This is a genomic window from Catenulispora sp. GP43 (assembly GCF_041260665.1).
Lineage (GTDB): Bacteria > Actinomycetota > Actinomycetes > Streptomycetales > Catenulisporaceae > Catenulispora.
In genome coordinates this window covers 293,220-316,433 of the sequence record NZ_JBGCCT010000002.1, presented here as the reverse complement: position 1 = coordinate 316,433, position 23,214 = coordinate 293,220, and the positions used below count along the sequence as shown (strand labels likewise).

Genomic DNA, 23,214 nt, shown 5'->3' with positions numbered 1-23,214 from the left:
CTTTCGGGCCCGGGGATCGGCGAGGGAGCAGGTGAGTCGCGCGCATGAGCGCAGAGGGCAGTACCAAGGCGGTTCTGGCGGCGTTGAGCGCCAACATGGGCATCGCCGTCTCGAAGTTCGTGGCCTACGCCTTCACCGGTTCGGCGTCGATGCTCGCCGAGGGAGTGCACTCGGTCGCCGACTCCGGCAACCAGGTGCTGCTGCTGATCGGCGGCAAGCAGGCGCGCAAGAAGGCCGACACCGAGCATCCGTTCGGCTACGGCCGCGAGCGGTTCGTCTACGCGTTCATCGTCTCGGTGGTGCTGTTCAGCGTCGGCGGCCTGTTCGCCCTGTATGAGGGCTGGCACAAGGTCACGCACCCGGAGAAGGTCGACAGCTGGTACTGGGCCGTCGGGGTGCTGGTGTTCGCGATGGTGATGGAGGGCATGTCCTTCCGCACCGCCGTGCGCGAGTCGAACCACCTGCGCGAGGGCAGCAGCTGGATCGGCTTCATCCGCCGGGCCACGACGCCGGAGCTGCCGGTGGTCCTGCTGGAGGACTCCGGGGCCCTGCTCGGCCTGTGCTTCGCGCTGTTCGGCGTCGGCATGGCGGTCATCACCGGCAACGGACGCTGGGACGGCGTCGGCACCCTGGCGATCGGCGCGCTGCTGGTCTGCATCGCGGTGATCCTGGCGGTGGAGATGAAGAGCCTGCTGGTCGGCGAGGGCGCGGGCAAGCACGACGTGGCCGCGATCCGCACGGCGGCCGTGGACGGCGACACCGTCACCGACGTGATCCACCTGCGCACGATGTACCTGGGGCCGGAGGAGCTGCTGGTCGCGATAAAGATCGCGGTCCAGCACGACGACACGGCGCTGGAGGTGGCCAAGGCCATCGACGCGGCCGAGGTGCGCATCCGCGCCGCGGTGCCGGAGGCGCGGATGATCTACATCGAGCCCGACGTGCGCCGGCCGGGCCCGCTGCCGCAGCCCACGACCGGCTGAGGCTCAGCTCACGCCCGCGGCGCGGCGTACCACCGCCAGCGCGTGAGGCGCTCGCGGCCCGGGATCTCGCCGCGCCCGGTGGCCCACAGCAGGGTGGGCCACCGCTCGGTGCCGGCCGGCGCCTCGGGGAAGAGCCGGTACAGCACCCGGTCGCAGAGGTCCTGCGGCGGCGTCCAGCCGATGTGCAGGCCGGCGGCGACGTCGTACATGTGGACCACGACCTCGACGACGCCCATCGCGGCGAAGCCCTCCGGATCGGCCAGCCCCATCGCATGGTGGGCGCGGGTCTCCGGCGGCGCGGTCGCGACCATCGCGGCCAGGAACGCACCGCAGGCCTCGAACATCTGGACCAGGCCCGCGTTGCCGGCTTCGGGATCGGCGAACGTGGTGACGGCCGGGCCGCCCTCCCGCTTGCGCTGCCAGGCGAAGGGGACGTGCGTGTTCCGCGGCGGCTCGCGCGGGCCGAGCTGCGCGGCGTAGGCGAACAGGTCGTCGGCCATGTGCTCGACGGTCTCCCAGCAGTCCCAGCCCAGGGTGCCGGCCGGGACGTGCCAGTCCTGGTCGACGGCGGTCAGCAGGACGTCGGCGGCGAGCGCCACGGCGTGCCGGACGTCGGCGGCGGTGACCGCTGTCGTATTCACGGCTTGAGGCTATCGCGGCACTCCGACAAGTGGTCTGAACAGGTCAGGTATGTGCCTTCATGCCGCCGAACTTTACGCCGCCGAACTTCATGCCGCCGACCTTCACGCCACCGACCTTCACGCCACCGACCTTCACGCCACCGACAGCGCCGCCACGCCCCGGTCGTACCCCACCAGCAGCCGCCCGTCCGGCGTCGCCGTCAGCGCCTGCACCTGCGCCGGGAACGTCAGTTCCGGCCCGACCTGGCGGCCGGAGGCCAGGTCCCACACCCGCACCGTCTGGTCCCAGCTCCCCGACACCGCCACCGGGCGGCCGTCCAGGGTCGTCGTGGTCACCGTCTCCACTCCCGCGCTGTGGCCGGTGAGCGGTGCGCCGAGGGCGCGGCCGGCGGTCAGGTCCCACATCCGCAGCGTGGCGTCGTCGCTGCTGGTCACCGCGATCGGGCGGCCGCCGAGGTCGGCGGTCGCGATGGCCCAGACGGCGTCGGTGTGGCCGGTCAGCGGGGCGCCGAGCGGGCGGTGCGTCGTCAGGTCCCAGATACGGATCGTCGCGTCGTTGCCCGCGGTCACCGCGACCGGCTTTCCGTGCACCGTGGCCGTGGCCACCGCGCATACCGCGTCGGTGTGGCCGGCCAGGGGCGCGCCGGCGGGGCGGCGGGTCGTCAGGTCCCAGACCTGCACCGCGGGTTCGGCCAGGCCCAGGGCGCCGCCGGTGGCGGTGACGGCGACCGGGCGGCCGTTCACGGTCGTGGTGGCGATCGCCTCCACCTTGTCCTCGAAGCCGCTCAGCGGTTCGCCGCGGGGTCGGCCGGCGGCCAGGTCCCAGACCCGGACCGTCATGTCGGTGCCGCTGCTCAGCACCAGGGGCCGGCCGTCCAGGACCGTGGTGGTCAGGGCCGTGCCCCAGTGGCCGGTGACCGCCTCGCCCAGGGCCTGGCCGGTCGCCGCGTCCCAGGCCCGCACCGCCTGGTCCGAGCCGCCGCTGAGGGCGATGAGCCGGCCGTCCACCCGCGCCGTCGCCATGGCCACGACCCAGTCCCAGTGCCCGGTGGGGGACTCGCCGTCGGTGGACCAGTCCGTCCGCCACCGGGTCGGGGGTGCGGCCAGGAGATCGTGAAGCATGAGCGGCACGCTACCGGGGCCGGGCGCTGCGGGCGCCTGACTTTACTCAAACAGAAGTATCAAATTACGTACTTTTACGCAGGCCGGGGCGTCCGGCGCCGCGCCCGGCGCGCCTACTGCCGCGTCCCGTGCCCGATCCGGCCCGACGCCGGGATCACGAAGACGCCCGTGGCCTCGGCGGTCAGCCGTCCTTCGGCGTAGCAGCGGCCCCAGCCGTGGATCTTGCGGCCCTCGCGGTGGGAGAATCCGGCCTCGTAGGTGATCTTCGTGTACAGCGGTGTCGCCCGCCGCAGCGTGATCGTCAGGGTCCCGGTGTAGCCGAACGCTCCCGAGGCCCCCTGCGCGCAGCCGAGGATCTCGTCGAAGCACGCCGCTACCCAGGCCCCGTGTACGCGCCCGGCCGGCCCCTCGTGCGGCGCCGTGAAGTACGCCTCGCCCCGGATCACGTCGCCGTCGGCCCACATGCGCACCGGCGGCGCCAGCGGGTTGCCGCGGCCGTTGATGGTCGAGCGCTCCACCAGCAGGGTGTCGTGGCGGCGGGCCAGGCTGGCGTTCACACCGTCGGCCTCGGCGCGCGGGATGCGCGGCAGCGCGCTGATGCGGTCGGCCAGGGACTCGGCCTCGGCGGCCAGGGCCATGAAACGCGCCGCGCGGTCGGTGTCAGCCTCATCTGCCGCGTCGCTTCCGGCGTCGGAGCCGGCGTCGGAGCCGGCGCCGGAGTCGGAGCGGGAGTCGGCCGGCTCATACCCGGCGTCCCCGCAGTCCACCTGGAACGCCGCGTCCACCAGCCGCCGCACCTGCTCGACCAGCCGGTGCTTGGCCACGCGAGCCGCCGACAGGTTCGCCTCGTCCTCGTCGAGCCAGGCGCGCCTGACGTCGCCTTTCGATACCGCTTCGGTCATGCGGAGTCTCTCCCCATCCGTCGGTGGCCCCGGCCATTGCATCCGACAGTAACGTGTTCTAGTTTGCCCGGGACAGTGCTGCACGATCAGCTCGACCCACCGAAGGGACCGGCGCATGCCCATCGACCCCGAGAAGGCCCTGGCCGCCCCGGCCACCAGCATCGAGCTGGCCTGGACCCCCAAGGACGTCCAGCTCTACCACCTGGGCCTGGGCGCGGGCGTCCCGGCGACCGATCCGGGCGAGCTGGCCTACGTCTACGAGAAGGACCTGAAGGTCCTGCCGTCCTTCGCGGTGGTGGCCGGCGGCGCGCTGGGCTTCTCCCTGTTCGCCAACCCCGGCATCGACATCCAGCTGGTCAACGTGCTGCACGGCGGTCAGTCGATCACCGTGCACCGTGCCATCCCGGCCGCCGGGGAGGCGGTCGCGACCGCGCGCGTCACCGACATCTGGGACAAGGGCAAGGCCGCGGTCATCCGCACCGAGAGCGTGATCGCCGACGACGAGGGCCCCATCTGGACCAACCACTCGCAGATCTTCGTGCGCGGCGAGGGCGGGTTCGGCGGCGAGCGCGGCGCCTCGACCGTGGACAGCACGCCCGAGCGCGAGCCGGACCACGCCGTCGAGGTCAAGACCCTGGAGCAGCTGGCGCTCATCTACCGGCTGTCCGGCGACTGGAACCCGTTGCACGCCGACCCCGGGTTCGCCGCGATGGCCGGCTTCGACCGGCCGATCCTGCACGGCCTGTGCTCCTACGGCATCACCTGCAAGGCCGTGGTCGACACGGTCCTGTCCGGCGACGTGACGCGCGTGACGGAGTACTCCACGCGCTTCGCCGGGATCTTCTTCCCGGGTGAAACGATGCGCGTGAAGATGTGGGACGACGGCGCGGGGCGGGTGGACGTGGTGTCCACCTCGGCCGACCGCGACGACGCGGTGGTGCTGGCCAACACCGTGCTCACCTACAAGAGCTAGGTGAATACCAGAGCTAGGCGAAGGAACCCCCTCATGCGCGCAGCAGTCCTGTTCGAGATCGGCTCCGAGACCCTCCAGGTCCGTGACGACGTCACCCTCGCCGACCCCGGCGCCGGCGAGGTGCGCATCCGCCTGCGCGCCACCGGCCTGTGCCACTCGGACCTGTCGGCGATGACCGGCGTGCTGCCGCAGCCGGCGCCCTTCGTGCCCGGCCACGAGGGCGCGGGGGAGGTCGTCGCGGTCGGCGCCGGCGTGGACCAGGTGGCGGTCGGCGACCACGTCATCGTGTGCTGGAACCCGCCGTGCGGCCAGTGCTCGTTCTGTCGCGGCGGCCAGGGGAACCTGTGCGTGAACATCTTCTTCGGCATGACCATGACGCCGCACTTCAAGGTGGACGGCGCCGACGTCTACGGCTTCGCCGGCAACGGCACCTTCGCCGAGGAGATGGTCGTGCCCTGGCAGTGCGCGGTGAAGATCCCGGACGACGTGCCGTTCGAGATCGCGGCCCTGATCGGCTGCGGCGTCACCACCGGCGTCGGCGCCGTGGTCAACACCGCGCAGGTCACGCCGGGCTCCTCGGTCGCGGTGATCGGCGCCGGCGGCGTCGGCATCAGCGTGATCCAGGGCGCGCGGATCGCCGGGGCCGCCGAGATCGTCGCCATCGACCCGGTCCAGAGCAAGCACGAAGCCGCGCTGCGCTTCGGAGCCACCAGGGCCGTCAGCCCCGAGGACGCCGACGCCGCCAAGGCCGAGGTGACCGGCAAAGCCGGGTTCGACTACGTCTTCGAAGTCGTCGGCCGCTCCGCGCTGGTGAAGCAGGCCTACGGCCTGACCCGCCGCGGCGGCACCGTCACCGTGGTCGGCGCGGGAAAGATGGACGACACCGTCGACTTCAACATGTTCCAGCTCTTCTTCGACAACAAGAAGATCCTCGGTTCCTACTACGGCGGCGCCGACCCGCGCCAGGAGTACGGCCGGCTGATCGCGCTGTGGCGCGCCGGCCGGCTGGACCTTGAGGGCATGATCACCGCCCGGCTCAAGCTCGACGACATCAACCAGGCCCTGGAGCTGCTGCGCACCGGCGCCGCGATCCGGACGATCATCGAGGTCTGATCTGTGCCCGAAATAGAGATCTGTGTCCGAAATGGAGATCTGACATGAGCACCTCCCTCACGGGCCGCGCAGCGATCGTCACCGGCGCCGGCCGCGGACTCGGCCGCGCCGAAGCCCTGGAGCTGGCCCGTCAGGGCGCCGCGGTCGTGGTCAACGACCACGACCCGGCCATCGCCGAGCAGACCGCCGCGGACATCGCCAAAGCCGGCGGCCAGGCCGCCGCCTCCGCCGGCGACGTCTCCGACTTCGCCTACGCCGAATCCCTGACCCGGCTGGCTGTCGACACCTTCGGCTCGCTGGACATCGTCGTCAACAACGCCGGGATCCTGCGCGACCGCATGGTGTTCTCCATGTCGGAGCAGGAATGGGACGACGTCCTGCGGGTGCACGCCAAAGGCCACTTCGCACTGACCCGGCACGCCACCGCGCACTGGCGCGAGGCGTCCAAGGCCGCCGGCGGCCCGGTCTTCGGCCGCATCGTGAACACCTCCTCCGAGGCCTTCCTCGCCGGCGCCGCGGGCCAGGCGAACTACGCCGCGGCCAAGGCCGCGATCGTCGGCCTGACCACCGCCACCGCCAACGGCTGCGCGCGCTACGGCGTGCGGGCCAACGCGATCTGCCCGCGGGCCCGCACCAAGATGACCGAGGAGGTCTTCGCCGGCTTCGAACCCCCGGCCGAGGGCATGGACCCGCTGGCCGTCGAGCACGTCGCCCCGCTGGTCGCCTACCTCGCCTCCCCGGCCGCCGACAAGGTCAACGGCCAGGTGTTCGTCGTGCACGGCGGCATGGTGCTGCTGATGCAGCGTCCGGTCGTCGAAGAACGCTGGGACTCCGCCCAGGAGACGTTCACTGTCGGCGAGCTCGAAGACGCGCTCGGTCCGTACTTCGAGGCGAAGAAGCCCGGTGAGAATTTCAGTGCCACGGACGTGTTGTCGATGCGTCGCCATTGAGTTCTATCCTGTGCTCCCTAGGCCTTATCACTTGGGGGTTCGGGCAATGGCCGACACAGACACGTTGTGGTTCAGCAACAACCATCGGGACTATTCGAACCAGTACGGCAACGACGCCGGATTCGAGTTCGAGTTCTACTGCCAGCGCTGCAGCGACACCTGGCGCAGCGGCTTCGAGCCGTACAAGGCGGCCCGCGCCGCCGGCTGGATCCGCCGGGCCGCGAACATGGCGCACGGCGCCACGTCCTCGATCGGCTGGGACGTCGCCAACGGCGTCGACGGCCTGGTGGAGAGCGGCTGGCACAAGGCGCGCGACGCCTCGTTCAAGGAGGCGATCGTCGCCGCCGAGAAGCACTTCAACCGCTGCGGCCGCTGTACTTCCTACGTCTGCGTGCGCTGCTACAGCCCGGACCGGGGCCTGTGCACGAACTGCGCGCCGGACCTGGCCGCCGAGGTCGAGTCGGCACGCACCCACGGCCTGGTCGACGCGGCCACCACGAAGGCCCGCGAGGTCGGCGCAAGCATGGCCGCCGAGGTGGACGTCACGACGCAGAAGCAGCTGGTGTGCCACGCCTGTGGACACGAGACGCACGGGGCGAAGTTCTGCCCCGAGTGCGGGGTGAAGCAGGGCGCGCCGGGGACGTGCGGCGGGTGTGGTTCGGAAGTGGGGATGAACGCGAAGTTCTGCCCGGAGTGCGGCCAGCCGCGGTAGATGTTCTCGGGCGAGCCGCCGGGCGGGGAAGTCTCGCAGCCCGGCGGCCGCCTCGAGCTGGGGCGTACATAGCCGCGCACAGTCGCGAGAGGGCGTCTAAGGTCTGCGCGTGACCACAGCCCTCGTCCTCGTCGACCTCATGCCGCGCCTGCTCGAGCTGCCGGTGGCCCCGCACACCGGACCCGAGATCCTCGACCGGTCCCTGCGTCTGGCCGAAGCGTTCCGCGCCGCCGGCCGGCCGGTCGTGCTGATCCGCGTCGACCGGCCGAACGTGGCCGAGCAGCCGCCCGGCAGCGGCTTCGCCGAGGGCCTGGTGCGGCCCGGCGACGTGACCGTGGTCAAGCGCAGCATCGGGGCGTTCGCCACCACCGACCTGGACGCCCGCCTGAAGGAGCTCGGCGCCACCACCCTGGTCTTCGGCGGCCTGATGACCACCATGGGCGTGGAGTCCACGGCGCGCGTCGCCTCCGACCTGGACTACGAGCTCGTGTTCGTCGAGGACGCGATGGCCGCGCCGACCGCCGAGGAGCACGAGGTCGCGGTGCGGGTGGTGCTGCCGCGCTTCGGGGAGGTCGTGACGAGCGCGGATTATCTTCAGCAGTAAGGAAACGCGTAAGGAATCGCGCAAGGGAACCGCTCGGGGCCGAAGCCCTCAGGGCTTGATGATCGTCTTCCCACGCGCCCCGCCATGTTGGATCCGGGCCACGGCCTGCGGCGCCTGCTCCAGCGGCACCTCCTCCTCCACGAACACCCGCAGCGTGCCGGCGTCGACCAGCTCGGCCAGGGCCGCCAGCAGTTCGGCGCTGGGCTTCACGCCGAAGGCGATCTCCTCCACGCCGGACTGCACCGTGCCGTGCTCGCGCGTCGCGCCGCGGGTGCTGACCGCGACGCCGCCGTCGTGGACCAGCTTCTTGTTCGCCTCGAACGCCTCCGGGTCCTTCGACACCAGGTCCACCAGCACGTCCACGCCCTCGGGATACTCCTCGCCCCGGACGCGGCCGGCGACGTCCTCGGCGGTGGCGTCGATGGTGACCGCCGCGCCGGACAGGCCCAGCCGCACGCTCTCATCGCCCCGGGTCACCGCCAGCACCCGGGCGTCGCGGGCCGAGGCCAGCTGGGTCAGGAAGGTGCCCACGCCGCCGGCCGCGCCGATCAGCAGCAGGCTCTCGCCGCCCCGGACCCGGGCGGCGTCCAGGATGCCCAGCGCGGTCAGCCCGGCGGTCGGCAGCGCGGCGGCGGTCTTGAGCTCCAGGGCGTCCGGGGCCGGGCTCAGCGGGCCGTTCTCGTCGACGGCCACATATTGGGCGTAGGTGCCGGCGGCGCGGCCGAAGACCGGGTCGCCGACCGCGTAGCGGGTGACGCCCTTACCGACGGCCTCCACCCGGCCGGCGAAGTCCACGCCCATCACCAGCGGAAGCGGCGGGCGGCCGAAGCGGCCGGAGGCGATGATCGTGTCCACCGGGTTCACCCCGGCGGCCTCGACCCGCACCAGGACCTGTCCCGGTCCGGCGGCCGGCTTGGCCACCTCGAGCAGTTCGGGCGTGGCCCCGTAGTCCTTCACACCGACCGCGCGCATCCTGGTGCCTCCCTGGTCTCCTCGCAGCTTGAGACGAATCTGCGGCCTGAGGCGCGGCTTCGCGAGCCGAGTCGGTCAAACGGGCGGGTTCGGATCAAGTACTGCGCGGCCCGGTAACCTACTGGGCATGCCGCAACCCGCCGCCACCGACGTGGAAACCGCCGCGCCGACCCTCCGTGAGGTCGTCGCGATCCTGGAGCGGGTGTACGACCCCTCCTGGGCCGAGCCGTGGGACGCGGTCGGGCTGGTGTGCGGCGACCCGGACGAACCGGTCAGCACCGTCGCCTTCGCCGTGGACCCGGTGGCCGCGGTGATCGACGAGGCCCTGGAGCGCGGTGCCGACCTGCTGGTCACCCACCACCCGCTGTTCCTGCGCGGCGTCCACGGCGTCCCGGCGACGACTTTCAAGGGCCGCCTGGTCCACCGGCTCATCCGCGGCGGCACCGCGCTGTTCACCGCGCACACCAACGCCGACTCCGCCGACCCCGGCGTCTCCGACGCCCTGGCCCGGGCCCTGGAACTGCACGAGCTGCGGCCCCTGGAGCCGCGCGCGTCGAACCCGGAGCTGGGCATCGGCCGGGTCGGCGAGCTGGCCGAGGCCGAGCCGCTGAGCGCCTTCGCCGCGCGGGTGGCGGCCGCGCTGCCGGCCACCGCCGGCGGGGTGCGGGTGGCCGGGGATCCGGACCGTCCGGTGCGCCGGGTGGCGGTATGCGGCGGAGCGGGGGACTCGCTTTTCGGCGCCGTGCGTGCCTCCGGGGCCGACGCCTACGTCACCGCCGACCTGAGGCACCACCCGGCCTCCGAGGCGCTGGAGGCCGGGGGACCAGCGCTGGTGGACGTGGCGCACTGGGCCAGCGAGTGGCCGTGGTTGGACCACGCTGCTCAGACGCTGCGTTCCACGCTGGGCGCCGCCGGTACTAACGTGGAGACGTACGTCTCCACGCTGGTCACCGATCCGTGGACCGCGCACCTGTCGGCAGGCTCTTAGCCGGCCGTCGTCCGGAGCGTGAAGACAAGTCAAGAGAGAGGCACTGCCCTGAACGCGAACCCCGCCGACCAGCTCCGTCTGTTGGACCTGCACGGCCTGGACGTGCGCCTGGCGCAGCTGGCGCACAAGCGGCGCACCCTGCCGGAGCTGGCCGAGGCCGAGAAGGTGGACCGGCGCCTGGCGGACCTGCGCGACGTCCTGGTCGCCGCCGAGACCGCAGAGGGCGACGTGGCGCGCGAGCAGAAGAAGGCCGAGGCCGACGTCGAGCAGGTGGTGAACCGCGCCACCCGGGACCGGCAGATGCTGGAGTCCGGCCGCGGCTCGGCCAAGGACCTGGAGAACATCCAGCACGAGTTGCAGACCCTGGCCCGGCGCCAGTCCGACCTGGAGGACGTGGTCCTGGAGGTCATGGAGCGCCGTGAGACGGCCCAGACCCGGGTCGCGGAGATGACCGTGCAGCGCGACGAGGCCCAGGCCCGCCGCGACGAGGTGGGCGCGGCCCTGGCCAAGGCCTCCGAGGAGATCGACCGGGACGTCACGGCCGTCACCGCCGAGCGCGCCACCACCGCCGGCGTCATCCCGGAGGACCTGCTGGCGCTCTACGAGCGCATCCGCTCCGACAACGGCGTGGGCGCCGCGGCCATCCGCCAGCGCCGCTGCGACGGCTGCCGCCTGGAGCTGGACATCAGCGAGGTCAACGCCATCAAGGCGGCCGCGGCCGACCAGGTCTTGCGCCACGACTCCTGCGGCAGCATCCTGGTGCGCGTCCCGGACTCGGGCATCTAGGCCCGGACCGGCGGACCGGCACAGCGATCATGGTGCACACGCTCATCGTCGAGGCCGACGGCGCCTCCCGCGGCAACCCCGGGCCGGCCTCGTACGGCGCCCTGGTCGCCGACGCCGCCACCGGCGAGGTCCTGGCCGAACTCGCCGAGGGCCTCGGCGTGGTGACCAACAACGTCGCGGAGTACCGCGGCCTGATCGCCGGCCTGCGCGCCGCCTACGCCCTGGACCCCGGCGCCGAGGTCGAGGTGCGCATGGACTCCAAGCTCGCGGTCCAGCAGATGAGCGGGGTGTGGCAGATCAAGCACCCCGACATCAGGCCGCTCGCGGTGCAGGCGCGCACGGCGTTCCCGCGTGCCGGCGCGGTGCGCTACACGTGGGTGCCGCGCGCGGAGAACAAGCGGGCTGACGCGCTGGCGAACCTGGCGCTGGACGATCCGGCGGCGGCCGCGGCGAAGGTGGCCGAGGCGCAGACGCTGATCGCGGTCACCCGGGCGGCCAGAGAGGTCGCAGGCAGCTCGGCTTCAGGTGGAGAGTCGGCTTCTGGAGGCGGCTCGGGTTCCGGCGGGGGCTCGGTTTCCGGAGGCGAGTCGGCTTCCGGCGGCCGGTCGAGCACCGGATCGGCGACGCACCACCAACCCAGCTGGTCCCCGGCCCCCGACATGGGCCCGCCGACCACCCTCCTGCTCCTGCGCCACGGCGCCACCCCGCTCACCGCCGAGCGGCGCTTCTCCGGCGCCGGCGACCCCGAACTCGCCGACACCGGCCTGCTCCAGGCCGCCGCCGTCGCCCGCCGCCTGGCCGCACGCGGCGGCATCGACGCCATCGTCGCCTCGCCGCTGCAGCGCACCGTCCAGACCGCGCAGGCCGTTGCCGACGCGCTCGGCCTGCCGGTCGAGACCGACCCCGGCTTCCGGGAGACCGACTTCGGGCTCTGGGACGGCCACAGCTTCGCCGAGGTCCGCGAGCGCTGGCCCGCCGAGCACCGCGCGTGGCTGGCCTCCACCGCCGTCGCGCCGCCGGGCGGAGAGTCCTTCGACGCCGTCACCGACCGCGTGCTGGCCGCGCGCGACGCCCTGCTGGCCCGGCACGCGCGGCGCACCGTCCTGGTCGTCTCGCACGTCACCCCCATCAAAACCCTGATCCGCGACGCGCTCGGTGCTCCGCCGGAGTCCTTGTACGCCATGGAACTCTCACCGGCTTCGCTGTCGGTCGTCACGTGTTATGCCGACGGCCGCAGTTCGATGCGCCTGTTCAACGACACCGCGCATCTGGCCGGTTGAGGCCGGGCCGGACCGATCTTGCCGGGCCTGCCTCGCGTGGCGGTGATCGTGGATAGACTCCGGCGTCATGGAACGGATGGGCCCGCGGCGCGCGGCACAGGAGAACGGGGACGGAACAACCGCGGGACGGGTCGGTGTCGTCCGGGCCACGGCGGTGACCGTGGCCGTGGTCGCGGCGCTCGCCGGCTGCTCGGTCACCGTCAAGCCGAAGAACGCCGCCGCCAGCAGCCCGCTGTCCTCGACCCCGACACCTTCGGCGGTCTCCTCCAGCACCACCCTGAGCACCGCCGCGCCGTCGTCCACGTCGGCGGCCCCCAGCACCCCGGCGCCCTCGGACGTCGACCACACCGTCTGCGGCAACGTGCGCGACGTGCTGGCGACGCTGAAGGACAAGCTGGCCACGGACAAGGACTCGACCTCGCGCAGCTCCCTGGACTACCGCAACGCCGGCACCGCCCTGCGGACCCAGGACGCCAAGACCGACAACGCCGACCTGAAGGCGACGCTGAAGACGGTCGGCACCGACTACCAGACCGTCGGCCACGACATCGCCAACCACGAGTCTTCGGACGCTGATCTGGGCAAGGCCCTGGACGCCTCCAAGCCGCTGGCCACTCTGTGCGGCGGGGGCGGCAGCAGCGCCGGCGGCAGCAGCACGGCCACCAGCACCGCCACCACCAGCAGCTCGTCCGGCTGATCAGGCCACTGAGTCGACCACCACGTCGATCGTCCACGCCGTCCCCGGCCTGGCCGGCGCCGCGGTCTCGGTGCGCAGCCCCAGGTCCTGCAACGCCTCGGCGAGTTCCTTCGGGGTGTCGACCACGACATCCCCGACCAGCAGGGCCCGGGCCAGCCGGCCCTTCGTCGCCTTGTTGAAGTGGCTCACCACGCTGCGCTTGGCCACGCCGTCCACGATCCGCTCGTGCAGCACCCGCACGGTCGCGGTGCGCTCGGCGGCCGTGGCCGGCGCCTTCCACATCCCCGCGTACATCGACGAGCGCAGGTCCACCACCAGCCCCGTGGCGACCGCCGGGGCCAGTGCCGGGGTGAGCGCGGCGCGCCAGAGCCTGGCCACCGGCCCGGCCTTCGGCAGCGTCACGCCGCCGGAGCAGCGATACGCCGGGATCGCGTCGCCGGGCCGCACCACGCCCCACAGCCCGGAGAACGTCAGCACCCGCTCCTCGGCGCGCGCGAACGCCGCCGGGTCCTCGCGGCGCAGGCCGGGCAGGTCCAGCGCGTCGTAGAGGACGCCGGTGTACCGGTCGGCGGCCGGCAGCGTCGGGGCCGTGGCCAGCTGCCGGTCGGCGGCCAGCTCGCCGGCCTGGTTCGGCGACAGGCCCAGCACCTCCAGCGCCGCCGCCTCGCGGCCCTTGGCCACCCGGGCCAGCTCGGCCATCAGGGCTTTGCGGGTCTTGGCGAGCTGGGGGAAGGCCAGCGCGGCCAGGTCGACCGCGGGGCCGTCGCCGTCGGGGGCCTTGCCTTCGGAGGGCGGGAGCAGGATCAGCACGGCGATCATTCTGGCGCATCGGCGGGCTCGCGGCGGCTTCCGGTGGGCTTCTGACGGCTTGTGGTGGCCCGCGGCGGGCTTCCCCGGCGGGCTCTTGTCCGGCCGGGGCTTGCGGAGTGACAGTTAGCGATATATCGTTGAGCTATCGAAGAACACCTTCGGAAGTCGTTTCGTCGATGGGGAGGCCGAGATGGTCGAGGAACAGCCGTCCGAACAGCGGCTCGGCGCGTCCTGCCGGTGGCGGCGCACCGAGCGCCGGACCCGGGGCGCCAAGGAGATCGAGCTGGAGATCCGCCTGCGTGAGCGGCAGCGGGCGCGCCGGTACGCCGACCGCGGGGAGCGGGACCGGCTCCGGTACCTGCCGCTGCTCCCGGTCGCCGCACCGGGACAGGATTCGTCATATCGTTGAGAGGCGACGACAGTCGCCGGTGAGTGAACTGGAGGCGGCGATGGCCGGCGAGCAGGACGAGAACAGCACCGAGGAGCAGCTGCGCGAGCAGCTTGAGGCGCTCAAGGAGCAGAGCCAGCGCCTCCGCGAGGAGGCGGCCGAGCGCGAGCGGGAGCTGAAGGCCCGGCTCCACCAGGAGGCCCGGGAGCGCGAGAGCGAGACCCGGGGGCGGCGCCACGACGAGCGCGACGAGCACCGCGAAGACCGCCGGGGCCCGCGCCGCGGCGGACGCGGCGGTGGCTACTGGTCCACTCCGGGCGGACCGCCGCTGCCGCCCATGCCCCCGATGCCCCCCGGCGGCCCGCTGCCGCCGATCCCGGGCGCCGGCGGCACCTTCACCCCGTTCGACGTCCTAGGCGGGCTCGGCGCGATGTTCGGGCCGCCGCCGGGCGGCCCGGCCGGGCGGCGCCGGCACGGCGGGCGCGGCCGCGCCGGACGCGGCGACGTGCGCATAACGATCCTGATCCTGCTCGACGAGGGGCCGGCCAACGGCTACCAGCTGATGCAGGAGATCGAGCAGCGCACCAACGGGCAGTGGAAGCCCAGCTCCGGCTCCATCTACCCGGCGCTGCAGCAGCTTGAGGACGAGGGCATCGTCCAGACCACCGAGGGGGAGGGGCGCAAGATGTTCGCGCTGACCGAACAGGGCAAGACCTACGTGCGGGAGAACCGCGCCAAGTGGACCCCGCCGTGGGAGGGCATGGAGGAGGACGAGGGCCCCTCGGAGGAGGCGGTCAAGATTCGCGACGTCATCGCCCAGCTGGCGATGGCCTACATGCAGGTGATCCAGGTCGGCACCGACAGCCAGCGGTCCGAGGCCTCGCGGGTGCTGGTCGGCGCCAGGCAGGCGCTGTACCGGATCCTGGCCGGGGACTCCTCAGAGGACTGACGCACCGGCGCCGGGCGGGGAAACCCGTAGCCGGCGGCGGCCGGGCGCGGCGGCGAAAGCGCACGCCACGCCCGGATCCGCCGCGCCGACGCGGGCGTGACGATGATCGCAGGACGCGTGCACCGGCGGGGCGGCACCCCATAAGGTGCTGGCATGCCGCAAAGAGTCCTCACCGTCGAGGCCGCCGTCCCGGCCGCCGACCTGCGCGCGGGGTTCGACGCCATCCGTACCGAGCTCCAGCTTCCCGGACCCTATCCGGAGCAGGCGCTGGCCGAGGCCGAGGCGGCCGCGAAGGCGCCGCGGATGCCCGCCGAGGACGCCACCGGCCTCCCGCTGGTCACCCTGGACCCGGCGGAGTCGATGGACCTGGACCAGGCCATGCACCTGGAACGGCGCGCGGGCGGCGGCTACCGGGTGCACTACGCGATCGCCGACGTCGCGGCGTTCGTCACCCCCGGCAGCATGCTCGACCTGGAGACGCACCGGCGCGGCGAGACGTACTACATGCCGGACATGCGCGTGCCGCTGCACCCGGAGATCCTGTCCGAGGGCGCGGCCTCGCTGCTGCCGGGCCAGGAGTGCCCGGCCCTGCTGTGGCAGATCGACCTGGACTCCTCCGGCGACAGCACGGACGTCGAGGTCCGCCGGGCCCGGGTGCGCAGCCGCGCCAAGCTGAACTACCAGGACACCCAGGCCGCCCTGGACGCCGGGAAGGCCGAGCCGGTCCTGGAGCTGCTGCGCGAGATCGGGAACCTGCGCCAGGACCGCGAGGCCGAGCGCGGCGGGATAAGCCTGAGCGTGCCGGCGCAGGTCGTGGTCGCCGACAACGACAGCTGGTCGCTGGAGTACCGCACGCCGCTGCCGGTGGAGAACTGGAACGCCCAGATCTCGCTGCTGACCGGCATGGCCGCCGCCGAGCTGATGATCTACGGCGGCATCGGCCTGCTGCGCACCATGCCCGACCCACCGGAGTTCGCCTACCACCGCCTGCACCGCGTGGCCCGCGCCCTGAAGATCCGGTGGCAGGAGGGCGTCAGCTACAGCGACCTGATCCGCAAGCTGGACCCGGCGGTCCCGGCGCACGCGGCGTTCCTGCAGGAGACCACGACCCTGATGCGCGGCGCGGGATACACCGCGTTCGACGGCGGCGTGCCGGAGCAGGCCGGGCACTCGGCCCTGGCCACGACCTACGCGCACGTCACGGCACCCCTGCGCCGCCTGGCCGACCGCTACGCCGGCGAGGTGTGCGTGGCCCTGTGCGCCGGCGCGGAGGTCCCGGACTGGGCCCGCTCGGAGCTGCCGAAGCTGCCGGCGGTGATGGAGGGGGCGGATCGCCGCGGCTCGGCGGTCGACCGCGAGTGCGTGGACCTGGTCGAGACGGTGCTGCTGAAGGACCGGGTCGGCGAGGAGTTCGACGCGGTGGTCATCGACCTGAACGAGCGCATCGACTGGGACCACAACGGCAAGCCGGACGTCGGGATCGTGCAGCTGACACAACCGGCGGTGCGGGCCCGCTGCGACGGCCACGACCTGCCGCTGGGGCAGGAGACGCGGGTGCGGCTGGCCGAGGCCGACGTCGCGACCCGGCGGATACTGTTCGAGGCCACGGATCCGCGGTACACGGTGCGGGACCGGCCGGTGAAGAACAACGGCAATGGCAACGGCGGCGGCGCCGCAGCGGCTAAGAGCACTGAGAGCCCCGCGAACAACTCTGACAAGAACGCTGACAAGAACACCCGCACCAGCACCGACAAGAACACCCGCACCAGCACCGACAAGAACTGAGGAGCACCATGGCGGCCGAGCCCGAACGAGTCCTGCGGATGCGCGAGGCCTCCGAAGCCGTCGAGGCGATCGGCTGGCGCTACCTGCTGGGCACGCTGCGCACGGCGGTCACCGTGACCTCGCTGGCGCAGGCGAGCACGGTCATGGCCAAGGCCGTCGAGGCCTGCGGCCCGGACGCCGACCGCCACCTGTGGGGCGACGTGCGGGCCGCCAAGGTCGTGCTGGTGCTCCAGTCGCTGGACGCCGCCGCGGCGACGGACCTGGACACGACGCTCGCGGGCCGCGTCTCGCTGGCGGTGCGCGAGCTCGGGCTGGAGACGTCGGCGGACGTCGGCGGCCAGGCGTCCCGGGCACCGCAGCTGGTGGAGATCGCGGTGGACGCGCTGGACATCCCGGCGGTGCGGCCCTTCTGGAAGGCGGTCTTCGCCTACGAGGACGAGACCCTGCCCGCCGGCCCGACGGACGCCCTGGTCGACCCGCAGCGCCAGGGCCCGGCGATCTGGTTCCAGCAGATGGACGCGCCCCGTCCCCAGCGCAACCGCATCCACTTCGACATCTGCGTCCCGCACGACGAGGCCCAGCGCCGCATCGCCGCGGCCCTGGCGGCCGGCGGCCGGCTGACGTACGACGACGAGGCGCCGGCGTTCTGGGTGCTCGCCGATCCGGAGGGCAACGAGGTGTGCATCACGACGTGGCAGGGGCGGCAGCCGGACTAGCGAGGGCATGAGCTGCGGTATCGCCCCGTCCGCGGCTCGTCCCCGGCCTTCAGCTCGCCGCCTGCGCCTCTCTCTCGGCCGCGCTGCGCTCCACGCAGAAGGCGTTCCCCTCGGGGTAAGCGAGATTCTACATACCGTCCTGCCAGGTCAGAGCGGGTCCGGATTCTGTGTTGCCCAACCCTCCGGTGCCCCGGAAGAATCCCGACCATGACTTCTCTCGTGCGCCACGTCACGTTCGACTGCTCCGACCCGTACGCGCTTGCGTCCTTCTGGGCGCAGGTCTTCGGGTCCACGGTTCACGTCGACGACCAGCCGGGTGACGGCGAGGTCTCGGTCATCGCACCTGAGGGCAACGCCAACTTGCTGTTCATTCAGGTTCCGGAATCGAAGGCTGTGAAGAACCGTGTTCACATGGATCTTCAGCCGCAGGACCGTACGCGTGATGAGGAGGTTGAGCGGCTTCTCGTCCTCGGCGCGACGTTGGCGGCGGACTTTCGGAAGCCGGATGGTACCGGCTGGGCGGTCCTGAACGACCCCGAGGGCAACGAGTTCTGCGTCGAGCGCAGCAGGGCAGAGCGCGAGTAGCCGGAGCTTCGCGCACGATCTGGTCCATGAGCAGGTCCTGCAGTTCTTCCTCGCCGGCCGGCGCGTGGGTTCCCCGATCGCCGGCCTCTAGGCGGCAGTTGGGCGAAGGCGGGAGTTGCTAGCCTCCGCCCAGGTCGATGTCGACCCCAGGCTGCGGAACGCGCTGACCGAGATCGTGCAGGGGCCGCCGGTCGACTGGTTCGCACGCACGGTCGACGTTCTGCTGGTGGGGGCGTACAGGCGTTTGCCGTGCTGTTGGAACCCCCAGCCCTAGACTGGGTAGGGACCGGAACCACCTCCGCCTGCGCGGAGAGACCCCCTCGCTACCGACGTAGGTCGAGGAGGAATTCGAACCACCTCCGCCTGCGCGGAGAGACCTAGTACGACCTAGTACTCCAGCTGACGTTCGAGATGTGTCATAGCGGTGTGGCTTGTCGTCGCTGGTAGTGGCATCGCTGTGCGGTGTGTTGGTGGCGTCGTCGCCATGTTGACCAGTGCAGTCGGTGTTCGGTCGGGTGCGGCTGGTTGTGCATGACGGCCAGGAGGTGGGCGATCTCGTTGCGGGTCAGCGGGATCAGGTTGACCTCCGGTCGGGAACGCCTCCTCGATCTTCCAGCGGACCCCGGCGGTGCGGATCAGCACGTTCAAGCCGACCGATGTCGGGGCTCAGCACCGGTAGAACGCCGTCTCGCCAGTCGTGGGGCTACGCCTGACCAGGAGGTATCGCTGCCCGACAACCGGTGGCTCGGGGTCGTCTAAGTGCAGGTAGGCCCGCTGATACCAGCGCGGACCCTTCGCGCCGGTGCCGGCGGGCCGCGTCTGCCAGCAGTGTTCAGGCAGCGCTTCGGCCGGCGCATCCGCTCGGATCCGGGCAGGTCCGATCGGCATCCGCATGGAGCGTGAAGTCGCCAGCACATGGCCGATCCGGTGCCGCTCCAGGCCGGCGCGAAGGGTCGGGTCGTTGCCATAGACCTCGTCGGCGGCGACCCAGCCCGCATGACGCCCGGCGGCAAGGGAGTGCTCGACCAGGAGCAGCGCTAGCGCGGGTTTGGTGGCGAACTGCAGGCCGTCGGACAATCCGGCCGCAGCACACCGGCCGGGATCATCAATCCAGGACGCCGGGACATACAGCTCCCGGTCGATGAACGCCGCTCCGCGCGGCGTGGCCCACGCTGCGGCGACCACGACCTGCGAGTTCTCGATCCGTCCGGCGGTGCCGGAGTCCTGCCGCTGCACTCCGACCGTGTGGGTGCCCTTCTTGACGTCCCCGGTCTCGTCCAGCAGCAGCACCGCACCGTCGCACCCGAGCTGGTCGACCACGGACCGGGCCACGTTGTCCCGGACCCGTCGTGGTCCCATGCTCCGCAGGACAGGAACCGGTGCATCACCGCAGGCGGCGCGTCTCCCACCTGCTCGGCGATCGTCCAGCAGTTCTTGCGCGGCAACTCCGCCAGCAGCCCGCGCACCATCCGCTCGCACGTGCGGCGCGGCTCAATGCGGCCGAACCGTCCGGCGACCCGTCCCATCAGGTCCCTGAACAACCCTTGGGCACGTCCAGGGTCTAAGGTGTGGCCGACAGCCACCGCAGCGTTCTTCGTTGTCTTCACAAACCACGATGGATAGCGGTGGCCGTCGCGTCTCGCCAGCCCCTACAGCCACACCAGCAACGAACGTCAGCTGGAGTACCTAGAACATCTGGACGCCGGCAGCGGAGTTGGACAGCCACTGCGACCACGACAGCGTGTAGTCAGCGTAGCCGTTGGACTGGCTCACCTTTTGGTTGGTGCCGTTGATCGTCACCGGGTCTCCGACTTGGACTATGTTCCACAGATACGCCGCGTCGGCCTCCGAGAGGTGGACGCAGCCGTGCGAGACGTTCGCCTTACCCAGCGAGGTGTCCCACCACGCCGAGTGGATGAAGGTGCCGCTGTCGGTGAGTTGCAGGTCGTGGTACGTCTGGAGGTCGTACCACCCGGGCCCGCCCTTGGTGCACTGGAGGCCGATGGCGCACGAGGTCATCTCGATGTGCGGGACCATGTCCATGATGGCCATCGTGCCGCCGTAGGTGGCATCGCCTGGCTTGCCCGTGCCGCTGGCCAACTTCTTGATCAACGTGCCGTTCTCGTAGACGCTCATCATGTGCGTCGTCGCATCGACGACGATCTCGTGGTCGTCACCGATGGAGAAGTCCAGCGTGCGGCTGGTCGAGCCGAACTGGACGGAGACCTTGGTACCGGCCGGCCAGAAGCCCTGCGGGCGGAAGTCGACCGTGGTCGAGTCGACCCAGGACCACGCGCCGTCGACGTGCGGCGTCGTCGTGACCTTCATCGCCCTCTCGATCGCGGCGCGGTTCGTCGACGCCACCGCGGAGCCGAAGTTGACGCGGACTGGCATCGCGACGCCGACCTTGGAACCGTTGTCCGGTGTCACCGAGGATATAGAGGGCAGCGCGACCGTTCCGGCCGAAGGGGAGGAGGATGTGGTCGGCACGGCAGACGTGCTCGGCGTCGGAGCCGTAGAGGTCGACCCGGTGGTGGTACTGGGCACCGTGCTCGGCGCGGCCGACGAGGTGGTAGACGACGTGGTCGTCGCTGAGGGAACCGCTGTCGTAGTCTCGGATGCAGGCAAGGACGAGGCAGCAGTGGCGTCCTTGGTGGCAGCCGTGCTAGCGCATCCAGCGAGCAGTAGCAGCGACCCTGCGACCGCCGCCCCAGCGAACTTGTTCCCCACCGCGGTTCCCCCTACATGACTCTCTTCAGTGCTGTCGCTACTCATGACGCACGGTCTGCGGCTCGGGTTGCTAAGGAAATCGGAAAGATTCCAGTGCGACGGCAAGGAACGGCACAGGTGGTGACGGAGCGATGCGACACCCGCGCCAGGCTCACAGCAGCCTGGGAAGCTGGACGATGCTGACCCGTGGTCAGTGACCACATGGCGCAGACCAAGGCCCGGCAACAGAAGACCGCCACCTCGAAGCCGTAGCACCCCGGGCCAATTCAAGCCACCACCTGATCAACCCGACGCCAGAACCGCCCGGGCCACTTCAAACCGCCACACCCGGGCCAACTCAGACCGCCCCGAACAGGCTGGCAGATGACGACACCGGACGGGCGTTCTGGTCGCGAACTGCAGGTCTTCCGGCAGGCCGGCGGCCCGGCAGCGGTCGGGATCATCCGTCCAGGACCGCGGGAGGTACAACTCGCGGTCGACGAACGATGCCCCGTGCGACGTGGCCCAGACCGCGCACACGGTCACCTGAGTGTTTTCGATCCGACCGGCGGTGCCGGAGTACTGCCGCTGCACGCCGACCGTGTGCGCACCCTTCTTCGCATCGCCGGTCTCGTCCAGCACCAGCGTCCCGCCGGCGCCCAGACGGTCGACGACCAGGTCTCGCACGTCGTCCCGGACTCCGTCGTGATCCCATGCGCCGCGAGACTAGAAGGACTGCATCACCGCCGGGGAGGCGTCCCCGACCTGCTCGGCGATCGTCCAGCAGTTCTTGCGCGGCAACTCGGCCAGCAGGCCCCGCACCATCCGCTCGGCGGTCCGGCGTGGCTCGACCCGTCCGAACCGGCCGGCCACCAATCCCATCAACTCCCTGAAAAGCGCCTCGGCTCCACCAGGGTCTAGAGTGCGGCCGACGGCCACCGCAGCATTCTTCGTTGACTTCACAAACCACGATGAATAGCGGTGGCCGTCACGTCTCGCCAGCCCCTCCAGCCACACCAGCAACGAACGTCAGCTGGAGTACTAGTCGGACCACTCGCCAAACCAATCCGAGTACGAACCACCTCCGCCTGCGTGGAGCGACCGAGTTCGGCCCGTCCGGCTGTGGCCAGTGCGGCGAACCACCTCCGCCTGCGCGGAGAGACCGACATGGGCGATGCCCACGTGCGTGTCTGCTGTGAACCACCTCCGCTCTCGCGGAGAGACCACGGTCGAGCACATCGGAACGCGCACCGCGCCAACGGTCGTGCGATCTCCCGCGGCTAGCTCCGGTCTGCACCGACATTCCCCTCCGGGTCCTCGCACCAGACCCACCCGGCACCGTCGGCCTTGCGGTGGTCCTCGACCACCTTCGCGCCGAGCCCCAGCACGCGGGCCAACTCCTCGTCGCGGGTGGTCTGCGGCATCAGGTCGAAGTGCATGCGGCTCTTGGCGCTCTTCGGCTCCGGCACCTCGATCAGCAGCAGCCCGGGCAGGCCCTCGGGCGCCACCAGCAGCACCTCGCCGTCGCCGGGAGCGCACTCGGGGTCCATCGGCCAGCCGAGCACCGACTCCCAGAACTTGCCGAGCTCGTAGGGATTGTTCGCGTCCAAAGTGATGTGGCGTATGACAGTCATGGGCGCCACTGTTCCGGCTCCGCCGGAACTTCCAGCAACTCGATTGACCCACACCGGCCCGGCGACCCGCCGCGTACCCGCCCCCGTATACTGAACGCGCGGCGAGTCGGCGAGGCGATCGCGGCACCGGGCGACCGGTGTCGAGGAAAGTCCGGACTCCACAGGACAGGGTGGTTGGCAACACCAACCCGGGGTGACCCGCGGGACAGTGCCACAGAGAAAAGACCGCCCGCCGTCAGGCGGGTAAGGGTGAAACGGTGAGGTAAGAGCTCACCAGCGCCCGGGGCGACCCGGGCGGCTAGGTAAACCCCACCCGGAGCAAGGTCAAGAGGGCCTGGGAAACCAGGCCTGCGCAGGTGTTCGAGGGCGGTCCGCCCGAGCCTGCGGGTAGACCGCACGAGGCACGCGGCAACGCGCGCCCTAGATGGATGGTCGCCACCGCACCGCGGTGCTTCGGCACGGCAGTGCGGGACAGAATCCGGCTTATCAGCCGACTCGCCGCCTGACCTGCGAAAACAGGTCGAGTCTCGTGTGCGGCGCTCCTTCCCCGCCGTCGCCGAACGGTTCCGACGGCGCGTCCCTGTACTCGCGGCCACAGATATTGCACAGATCCGGTATTGCACAGATCCGGAACCCTGCTGAACGTCGTGACCCTGGGCCGGCCCGGGGAAGGAAGCATCTTTAGCCTGACGCGTTCATCAGGGGCGTTCGTCAGGGCGCCGCGTCGCCGCCAGTCCATGTCCTTGCTGATGACCGCCTACCGTTACCACGGCGACGAGCGTGACGGAGCGCAGCCACTCCCGCACAGCAAACTCGATAGCACAGAAACTTGCTCGTTCCCCTTCGTGAAGGTGCCGAACGCCGGCGAAGGCTGCGGCCTCGTCGATGTCGGCAAGAGCATCACGGCACCGTAGC

General features: G+C 71.3%; 24 protein-coding genes, 1 other RNA gene and 2 pseudogenes. 18 read left to right on the top strand and 9 right to left on the bottom strand.

What is annotated here, in order from left to right; all coding sequences use genetic code 11:
- Nucleotides 1-44: 44 nt before the first annotated feature.
- Complete coding sequence (locus ABH926_RS05065; RefSeq protein ID WP_370364151.1) at nt 45-983, top strand: cation diffusion facilitator family transporter; 939 nt, start codon at nt 45-47, stop codon at nt 981-983.
- Between the two features lie 8 nt (nt 984-991).
- On the opposite strand, the gene ABH926_RS05060 is transcribed toward ABH926_RS05065, so the two are convergent.
- From ABH926_RS05060 to ABH926_RS05050, 3 genes are all read right to left on the bottom strand, one after another.
- Nucleotides 992-1,624, bottom strand: coding sequence for a hypothetical protein (locus tag ABH926_RS05060; protein ID WP_370364150.1), 633 nt, complete (start codon nt 1,622-1,624; stop codon nt 992-994).
- Nucleotides 1,625-1,756: 132 nt separating this feature from the next.
- Nucleotides 1,757-2,746 (bottom strand): hypothetical protein, encoded by a 990-nt coding sequence (locus tag ABH926_RS05055; protein WP_370364149.1) that lies wholly within the window; start codon nt 2,744-2,746, stop codon nt 1,757-1,759.
- Nucleotides 2,747-2,859: 113 nt separating this feature from the next.
- Entirely contained in the window at nt 2,860-3,648 is a 789-nt protein-coding gene (locus tag ABH926_RS05050; RefSeq protein ID WP_370364148.1) for a hypothetical protein, read from the bottom strand.
- Between the two features lie 115 nt (nt 3,649-3,763).
- Here ABH926_RS05050 and ABH926_RS05045 point away from each other — a divergent pair, with 115 nt between their 5' ends.
- From ABH926_RS05045 to ABH926_RS05025, 5 genes are all read left to right on the top strand, one after another.
- A complete protein-coding gene (locus tag ABH926_RS05045; RefSeq protein WP_370364147.1) occupies nt 3,764-4,621 on the top strand; it encodes a MaoC/PaaZ C-terminal domain-containing protein in 858 nt (285 codons plus the stop codon).
- Between the two features lie 33 nt (nt 4,622-4,654).
- Entirely contained in the window at nt 4,655-5,734 is a 1,080-nt protein-coding gene (locus tag ABH926_RS05040; protein WP_370364146.1) for a Zn-dependent alcohol dehydrogenase, read from the top strand.
- A 44-nt stretch (nt 5,735-5,778) separates the two neighbouring features.
- Nucleotides 5,779-6,684 (top strand): 3-oxoacyl-ACP reductase, encoded by a 906-nt coding sequence (locus tag ABH926_RS05035; RefSeq protein ID WP_370364145.1) that lies wholly within the window; start codon nt 5,779-5,781, stop codon nt 6,682-6,684.
- Nucleotides 6,685-6,730: 46 nt separating this feature from the next.
- Entirely contained in the window at nt 6,731-7,396 is a 666-nt protein-coding gene (locus ABH926_RS05030; RefSeq protein ID WP_370364144.1) for a zinc ribbon domain-containing protein, read from the top strand.
- Between the two features lie 109 nt (nt 7,397-7,505).
- Nucleotides 7,506-8,000, top strand: a complete 495-nt coding sequence (locus ABH926_RS05025) for an isochorismatase family protein (RefSeq protein WP_370364143.1) — start codon at nt 7,506-7,508, stop codon at nt 7,998-8,000.
- Nucleotides 8,001-8,048: 48 nt separating this feature from the next.
- On the opposite strand, the gene ABH926_RS05020 is transcribed toward ABH926_RS05025, so the two are convergent.
- Nucleotides 8,049-8,972 (bottom strand): NADP-dependent oxidoreductase, encoded by a 924-nt coding sequence (locus ABH926_RS05020; RefSeq protein ID WP_370364142.1) that lies wholly within the window; start codon nt 8,970-8,972, stop codon nt 8,049-8,051.
- Nucleotides 8,973-9,099: 127 nt separating this feature from the next.
- Here ABH926_RS05020 and ABH926_RS05015 point away from each other — a divergent pair, with 127 nt between their 5' ends.
- From ABH926_RS05015 to ABH926_RS05000, 4 genes are all read left to right on the top strand, one after another.
- Nucleotides 9,100-9,960, top strand: coding sequence for a Nif3-like dinuclear metal center hexameric protein (locus ABH926_RS05015; protein WP_370364141.1), 861 nt, complete (start codon nt 9,100-9,102; stop codon nt 9,958-9,960).
- 48 nt (nt 9,961-10,008) lie between these two features.
- Nucleotides 10,009-10,746, top strand: coding sequence for a zinc ribbon domain-containing protein (locus ABH926_RS05010; RefSeq protein ID WP_370364563.1), 738 nt, complete (start codon nt 10,009-10,011; stop codon nt 10,744-10,746).
- A gap of 29 nt (nt 10,747-10,775) precedes the next feature.
- Nucleotides 10,776-12,026, top strand: coding sequence for a bifunctional RNase H/acid phosphatase (locus tag ABH926_RS05005; protein ID WP_370364140.1), 1,251 nt, complete (start codon nt 10,776-10,778; stop codon nt 12,024-12,026).
- A 67-nt stretch (nt 12,027-12,093) separates the two neighbouring features.
- Nucleotides 12,094-12,723 (top strand): hypothetical protein, encoded by a 630-nt coding sequence (locus tag ABH926_RS05000; RefSeq protein ID WP_370364139.1) that lies wholly within the window; start codon nt 12,094-12,096, stop codon nt 12,721-12,723.
- On the opposite strand, the gene yaaA is transcribed toward ABH926_RS05000, so the two are convergent.
- Nucleotides 12,724-13,533, bottom strand: coding sequence for a peroxide stress protein YaaA (gene yaaA / locus ABH926_RS04995; protein ID WP_370364138.1), 810 nt, complete (start codon nt 13,531-13,533; stop codon nt 12,724-12,726). It lies immediately after the preceding gene.
- A gap of 190 nt (nt 13,534-13,723) precedes the next feature.
- On the opposite strand from yaaA, the gene ABH926_RS04990 reads away from it, so the two are divergent.
- The 5 genes from ABH926_RS04990 (at nt 13,724) to ABH926_RS04970 (ending at nt 17,956) form a co-directional block, all read left to right on the top strand.
- Nucleotides 13,724-13,942 carry a hypothetical protein gene (locus tag ABH926_RS04990; RefSeq protein ID WP_370364137.1) on the top strand — a complete coding sequence of 73 codons (219 nt, stop codon included), beginning with the start codon at nt 13,724-13,726 and terminating at the stop codon, nt 13,940-13,942.
- Nucleotides 13,943-13,961: 19 nt separating this feature from the next.
- Entirely contained in the window at nt 13,962-14,870 is a 909-nt protein-coding gene (locus ABH926_RS04985; RefSeq protein ID WP_370364136.1) for a PadR family transcriptional regulator, read from the top strand.
- Nucleotides 14,871-15,023: 153 nt separating this feature from the next.
- Nucleotides 15,024-16,655, top strand: coding sequence for an RNB domain-containing ribonuclease (locus ABH926_RS04980; RefSeq protein ID WP_370364135.1), 1,632 nt, complete (start codon nt 15,024-15,026; stop codon nt 16,653-16,655).
- 8 nt (nt 16,656-16,663) lie between these two features.
- Nucleotides 16,664-17,371 (top strand): VOC family protein, encoded by a 708-nt coding sequence (locus ABH926_RS04975; protein WP_370364134.1) that lies wholly within the window; start codon nt 16,664-16,666, stop codon nt 17,369-17,371.
- A 207-nt stretch (nt 17,372-17,578) separates the two neighbouring features.
- On the top strand, nt 17,579-17,956 hold the full coding sequence (locus ABH926_RS04970; RefSeq protein WP_370364133.1) for a VOC family protein: 378 nt from the start codon (nt 17,579-17,581) through the stop codon (nt 17,954-17,956).
- Nucleotides 17,957-18,372: 416 nt separating this feature from the next.
- Here ABH926_RS04970 and ABH926_RS04965 read toward each other — a convergent pair.
- A pseudogene (locus tag ABH926_RS04965) lies at nt 18,373-19,482 on the bottom strand (IS701 family transposase).
- 160 nt (nt 19,483-19,642) lie between these two features.
- Nucleotides 19,643-20,350: a L,D-transpeptidase gene (locus ABH926_RS04960; protein WP_370364132.1), complete on the bottom strand. Its 708-nt coding sequence runs from the start codon at nt 20,348-20,350 to the stop codon at nt 19,643-19,645.
- On the opposite strand from ABH926_RS04960, the gene ABH926_RS04955 reads away from it, so the two are divergent.
- Nucleotides 20,274-20,705 carry a hypothetical protein gene (locus ABH926_RS04955; RefSeq protein WP_370364579.1) on the top strand — a complete coding sequence of 144 codons (432 nt, stop codon included), beginning with the start codon at nt 20,274-20,276 and terminating at the stop codon, nt 20,703-20,705. The genes ABH926_RS04960 and ABH926_RS04955 overlap by 77 nt on opposite strands.
- A 347-nt stretch (nt 20,706-21,052) precedes the next feature.
- Here the strand turns inward: ABH926_RS04955 and ABH926_RS04950 are convergent.
- Nucleotides 21,053-21,547, bottom strand: a pseudogene (locus tag ABH926_RS04950) (IS701 family transposase); the annotation flags it as partial.
- A gap of 398 nt (nt 21,548-21,945) precedes the next feature.
- Nucleotides 21,946-22,299, bottom strand: coding sequence for a VOC family protein (locus ABH926_RS04945; protein ID WP_370364131.1), 354 nt, complete (start codon nt 22,297-22,299; stop codon nt 21,946-21,948).
- Nucleotides 22,300-22,401: 102 nt separating this feature from the next.
- Between ABH926_RS04945 and rnpB the strand changes: the two genes are divergently transcribed.
- Nucleotides 22,402-22,801, top strand: an RNA gene (gene rnpB, locus ABH926_RS04940) — RNase P RNA component class A.
- Between the two features lie 247 nt (nt 22,802-23,048).
- Nucleotides 23,049-23,213 carry a hypothetical protein gene (locus ABH926_RS04935; RefSeq protein WP_370364130.1) on the top strand — a complete coding sequence of 55 codons (165 nt, stop codon included), beginning with the start codon at nt 23,049-23,051 and terminating at the stop codon, nt 23,211-23,213.
- The last annotated feature ends 1 nt before the right edge of the window (nt 23,214 follow it).